The sequence below is a fragment of the Nostoc sp. PCC 9305 genome (genome assembly GCF_963920915.1).
GTDB lineage: Bacteria > Cyanobacteriota > Cyanobacteriia > Cyanobacteriales > Nostocaceae > Nostoc.
Map to the genome: position 1 here is coordinate 1 of NZ_CAWUDN010000200.1, position 5738 is coordinate 5738.

At 41.4% G+C, this 5738-nt stretch carries 5 protein-coding genes; 3 read left to right on the plus strand and 2 right to left on the minus strand.

Features of this window, described 5'->3' with window-relative positions; translation table 11 throughout:
* Positions 1–448: 448 nt before the first annotated feature.
* Both ACM0OX_RS34860 and aroF read right to left on the minus strand, forming a co-directional pair.
* Positions 449–2155, minus strand: coding sequence for an HAL/PAL/TAL family ammonia-lyase (locus ACM0OX_RS34860; protein WP_414519687.1), 1707 nt, complete (start codon positions 2153–2155; stop codon positions 449–451).
* Positions 2156–2210: 55 nt separating this feature from the next.
* Positions 2211–3320, minus strand: a complete 1110-nt coding sequence (aroF, locus tag ACM0OX_RS34865) for a 3-deoxy-7-phosphoheptulonate synthase (RefSeq protein ID WP_414519689.1) — start codon at positions 3318–3320, stop codon at positions 2211–2213.
* Between the two features lie 343 nt (positions 3321–3663).
* Between aroF and ACM0OX_RS34870 the strand changes: the two genes are divergently transcribed.
* The 3 genes from ACM0OX_RS34870 (at position 3664) to ACM0OX_RS34880 (ending at position 5427) form a co-directional block, all read left to right on the plus strand.
* Positions 3664–4155, plus strand: coding sequence for a cupin domain-containing protein (locus ACM0OX_RS34870; RefSeq protein WP_414519691.1), 492 nt, complete (start codon positions 3664–3666; stop codon positions 4153–4155).
* A 191-nt stretch (positions 4156–4346) separates the two neighbouring features.
* Positions 4347–4997: an MOSC domain-containing protein gene (locus ACM0OX_RS34875; protein WP_414519693.1), complete on the plus strand. Its 651-nt coding sequence runs from the start codon at positions 4347–4349 to the stop codon at positions 4995–4997.
* Positions 4998–5049: 52 nt separating this feature from the next.
* On the plus strand, positions 5050–5427 hold the full coding sequence (locus ACM0OX_RS34880) for a hypothetical protein (protein WP_414519695.1): 378 nt from the start codon (positions 5050–5052) through the stop codon (positions 5425–5427).
* The last annotated feature ends 311 nt before the right edge of the window (positions 5428–5738 follow it).

The following is a 5738-nucleotide window of genomic DNA, read 5'->3' on the forward strand; positions in this document are numbered from 1 at the left end:
GTCTAATAATTTAGATACTGTCACCTTTTCTTTATTTTTCAGCAACCCCTAATTAGAGATTGAGATTGCATCTAGTGGTCTATCGCATTAATTCTGATAGGTGAATCAAATTTCAAACTCTGTTCTTTCCTTCTTCCTTCTCTACGAGACGCTGCGCGAACGTGTACTTCGCGCCTTTGCGGTTCGTTATCTTATCCCTCAAATTTAATGACATAGACCATTGCTTTTAAATTAATACCAATTCTTTAAAAGCAAAGATGCAAGATTTTGTGCCCCTATAGATGCAAATCTTAAAACCCTAAATAAATTTGATTTACTGAATTACGAATTGGTACAAGTATGGCTAAATTGAAACTTATACTATTTCTTTATGAGGCTGCGCTAAACTTTTTTAACTTCTTTCTTATTTCTTGTACTTAAATATGGTTTAGCGCGTCCATCATTGGTATTAAGAGTGCAAAGTCAACAAAAGATCCTTAACTGCTTGCACAATCTGTCCACCATTGGCGATATCACTGGCAATTTTGGCAATGTGTTCGTCTAGGGCTTGTTCGTGGTCGTTCCAGATGTAAGGTCTGTCGGGAGAAGGCGGTTGTCCGACTAGATCGCGGATTGCTAGATATAAATTTCTGGTTGCAGGCGATAGGGTGACGCGGGCATCATAATGTCCAACAGTTTTATATGTGCGTAAATCAACTGCTTGCACGCCAAACATTAAGGCGATCGCTATATATTGTTGAAAGATTTCTACTGATTGACGCGCTAAATTTGCCGAAGCAAAACCTTGACTATTGATATTTTGGTTATATTGTTCTGCGTGGGTAGGAAAGCGATCGGCTATGGAATTTCCATAGAAGGTTAACAGAGGCATAATTGAGTTGCCAGTAATTTGTAATCCTTTCAAACCCATGTTTACACTCCGCTCTTTATTACCAACTAAAGATGGAGAAAGTCCATTGTTAAATTCTGGTGCTACCAAGTAGGCTATTTGAACATCCAGATGTTTAGCTAACAACCCAATGTAGTAACGTAATTGATCCATTCCTACACCAATATATTGCCCTAAGAAATTGCCACCATGATAAGTTGCTTGGTTTTCTACATCGATAAGTGGGTTGTCAGTTACAGAGTTAATTTCTACTTCAATTTGTTTTTGAATTTGCTCAATTCCATCGACAATGGGCCCCATATATTGAGGTAAACAACGCAGTGAATAACGGTCTTGAATCGGATCTTCACCGCGATAGTTATGAGAACCATTTAACTCTTCTCGAATTAACTGTGAACCTTCCAACAGGTTGAGCATTTGGTTAGCAGCCCATTTTTGTCCTGAATGTGGTTTCAACTGATGGATAAATGGGTGAAATGATTGATTAGTCCCATTTAAACCTTGAATAGCTAAGGCGTGAGCGCCCATTGCTAATGCTAAAAGATTCTTGGTGTCGTAGACGCAATTGGCGGCAATACCTGTCATCACTGATGTGCCATTCATCATCGCCAACCCTTCTTTCGGAAGTAGTTGTAATGGTTCTAAACCGAGTTTTTTCAGTGCTGTTAATGCATTCATTTCTTCACCGTTAAAGTCAACGGTGTAGCTAGAATTTAAACCAATCAATGCTCCGGTAATATATGCTAAAGGTGTTAAATCACCACTAGCACCAATTGAACCATATTCGCAGACATGAGGTGTAACACCAGCATTGAGGAATATCAGCATCCGCTTGATGATTTCCAAACGAATCCCCGATGCACCACTAATGTGGGAGTTTGCACGTAGAAGCATTGCAGCCCGAACATCAGCCAAAGGTAATTTTTTTCCTGCACCTACTTTGTGATACCACATCAAATTATTTTGTAGTAAAGCCGCAGATTCAGGAGAAATCACCACATTTGCCATACCACCAAAACCAGTTGTCACCCCATAAATAGGTTCGCCAGATTCAACTGCATGGCGAATAAAATCGCAGGATGCTTGGATATCAGCCAATTTTTCTAGATCGTCAGTTAAACGTACTTGTTTGCCATAACGCGCTACACTAGTTACTTCTTCAACAGTGAGATTGCGATCGCCTACAATTACAGCCTCATCAGAACTATATACAAAAGGAAAGACAGTTTTGTTGGCAGTGTTTTTATTTAAGCGAAGTGTATCCATGTTTTTGAGAGTTTATGACTAAAGTTTTTAACCTTGACCCATGAGTTGACAATTATTAAAGAACCCCAATCTTCCAATTTGTTAAGGGGAGTAGAGAATTAGTTTCGATACTTTTTGTATATTTCTGTTCTTGCCAGCGACCAAAAAATTTGCCCAAGGGAGCCATTTCTCTCATAAATTCTTCAAAGCTGGCAAAATTGAGCGACTGAGGCCCATCTGAAAGGGCTTTTTGAGGATTAGGGTGAACCTCGACCATTAGCGAATCACAACCAGCTGCTAAAGCAGCCATTGCCATTGGTGTCACCAATTCCGATTTCCCAGTACCGTGACTGGGATCGACAGCAATTGGCAGGTGAGTCAAACTACGCAAAACAGGAATTGCAGATATATCTAAAGTATTGCGTGTATACTCTCTGTCAAAAGTCCTAATTCCCCGTTCGCATAAAATCACATTGGGATTTCCTGCTGCCAAAATATACTCAGCTGACATCAACCAATCTTCAATAGTGGCTGATAAACCACGTTTGAGTAACACAGGTTTACCTGTTGCACCGACTTTTTTCAAAAGGGAAAAGTTTTGCATATTGCGGGCACCAACTTGCAGGATGTCTGCGATTGATGCCACTATTTCTAATTCTGCCCCATCCATCACCTCAGTAATAATACCCAAGCCAGAAACCGATCTAGCTGTTGCTAACCAGTCTAAAGCACTTTCTCCATGTCCCTGGAAAGCATAGGGTGAAGTTCGTGGTTTGTAAGCACCTCCTCTGAGAAACTTTGCACCTGCGGCTTTGACTCGCAACGCAGTTTCTACAATCATCTCTTCGCTTTCGACAGAACAGGGGCCTGCAATTACGACTACAGGATGGTTTTGACCAAAGGTAATAGTTTCGGAGGGTGTAGACACCTTTACATCGCTGGGTTCACCATAACGAAATTCTAAACTAGCTCGTTTGAATGGCTTCTTTACCCGCAGTACTTGCTCAATAAAAGGGCTTAAATTTTGCACTTGCTGCACATCGATTTCTGCTGTATCGCCAACCAAACCAATTGCTACTTTGTGTTTACCTACAGAGATTTCTGGGACAATCTTCCAGCGCGAAAGTTCTGTGAATAGTAATTCAATTTCTTGTCGAGGACAACCGGATTTCATGACGATAATCATCGTTTTCACATCCTCCTAAAATATGCAATGTGTAATTACTTAGCTGAAAATCAAGGAACTAATTAGCAGTCAGTAGTTTTACTGTTGCCGATGAATTACACAATATCCGACATCTTCATGGCACACATCCACATTTTCTGCTTGTTTGGGTGCAGTATTCATACCTGGAGAATGCACAAACGCGATCGCCTCATTTCAGAAAGCTGTATGATTCACAAATATCCGCTTATTTAAAAGTTAGCGCGACTATTTCCAAAAGTAATTAGATAAACGAAATTCAATGTAGAGTTTGTGTAGACGGAATTTAGGCACGAAACTCAACTCAAAAAGGAGAGTAATTGCAATGACAATTAATCAAAACGGACTTTTTGTTGAACCGGATCGAGGTCGTTCTTACTACCTTGGTCAAGACCTCTATACCTTTAAAGCAATTGGTGAAGAGACAGGAGAAGCCTATGCACTTTGTGAGTTAATCGTTGCACCTGGTGGCGGTACGCCTCCCCATCGGCACAGTCGAGAAAATGAATCATTCTATGTTCAAGACGGAGAGATTGAATTCCAGCTTGGCGATCGCACCCTGGTTGCAACACCTGGAACCTTCCTCTATTCGCCCAAAGGTCAACTTCATCGATTTACCAATACGACCTCTGTACCAGCCAAACTGTTAGTTTGGGTGACACCTGCTGGATTTGAGAAATTTATTGCCGAAGTTGGAAAGGCGGTAAATGGTCAAATTACATCTGCTCCACCATTGAGTTCTGAAGACTTCGATAAAATCCTCACCATTTCATCTAAGTACGGCATTGAAATTATTCCTCCGCCTCCTGAGCAATGACAACACCAGGGAGCATCTAAGATTTACAAATGAGACTTTCTGCTTCACAGGCTGACTACTATCTAAGCCTCCACGACCTTCAGGAAAGCGATTCTCCGTTCGCGCAAGCGTGCCGGAGGCATTAGGAGACGCTACGCGAACGCAAATACCACTATTGAAATACTTGATTATTGACCCAATTTAAAATTCTCATGAAACTTATTTCTGTAAACGTTGGACTACCACGTGAAGTAACCTGGAAAGGGAAAACAGTTAGCACTGGAATTTTTAAAGAACCAGTTAGCGATCGCGTCATGGTGCGCGTACTCAATTTAGACGGTGATGGACAAGCCGATCTCACCGTTCATGGCGGAGTAGATAAAGCAGTTTATGTATACCCATTCGAGCATTACAATTATTGGCGAAATGAATTGCCTGACACAGACTTCCCGCTAGGCATCTTTGGTGAAAATTTAACGATCGCTGGACTCAGAGAAGAAGACGTGAATATTGGCGATCGCTTTCGTATCGGCACTGTAAAACTGATGGTGACGCAACCTCGCCTACCCTGTTACAAACTGGGGATTCGGTTTGGACGACCTGATATGGTGAAACGATTTCTCGCAAGTCGCCGCACCGGATTTTACTTTCGTGTTTTGCAAGAAGGCGAAGTTGGAGCCGGAGACACTTTAGAGTTGGTGAGCCGGGATGACAACAATATTACTGTTGCTAATATCACTCAGCTTTATACTCGTGAGCAGAACAATCCAGAGTTACTTCACCAAGCTGCTCAACTTGAAGCCTTACCCGAAAGCTGGCGCGACTACTTTCAAGAGCAAAGTCGTCGTCAGGATGTGAAATAAAGGCTTGCTGGAATGCTAAACAAGTATTAATTTCACAACACTCTTGAAAATAATGAAAACACTACTGAACAGATCCGCGTTACTCCTTGCTTTGCCAATCAGTATATTAGCTAATTTTTCCTTAAGAGCTTCTGCTGATTCTACTGCTGGCATCATCCTGAGTACAAAATGCCAGGGTGGTTATAACATCAATATTTGGCAGAATTATACGAACGGGGAACTGCTCTATCGCGCGACCAATCCCAACGGTAATTTAAGTTTGGGTAAAGGAACTAGCCAAGCGACAGAAGGGGTTCGAGTGTATAAGTTTCGGAATGGAATTTATGAATATTGGGTGTGGGATGGCACGTTAGATAACCCGCAGTCTGGAACTTTAGAGGTGTATAAAAACAAGCGTATCTTGATGAAGCAAGCTTGTAGAAAAAGTTGAATCTTCTAGCGGGTGTTATGATGCACTTTTTGTCAACCCAGCTAGAGCAAATACGTTATCGCTAAAACCCTCTTATATCACAATACGGTTCAGTTAAGCATTTTTTTCCTCTCTCTGTTCCCTCTGTGCCTCTGCGGTTCGTTAAAAAAATTGACTTTAATAAAGAGTTTTAGCCTTAACTGAACCGTATTGTCTTATATCATGTCCGCATAATTAGTTATGCTAACCACAATCATTACACCCCTCCCCGCAAGCGGCTACGGTGTACACACATCTTTGTATAAAACCAAAATCGTTGAAGATCCCCCTAA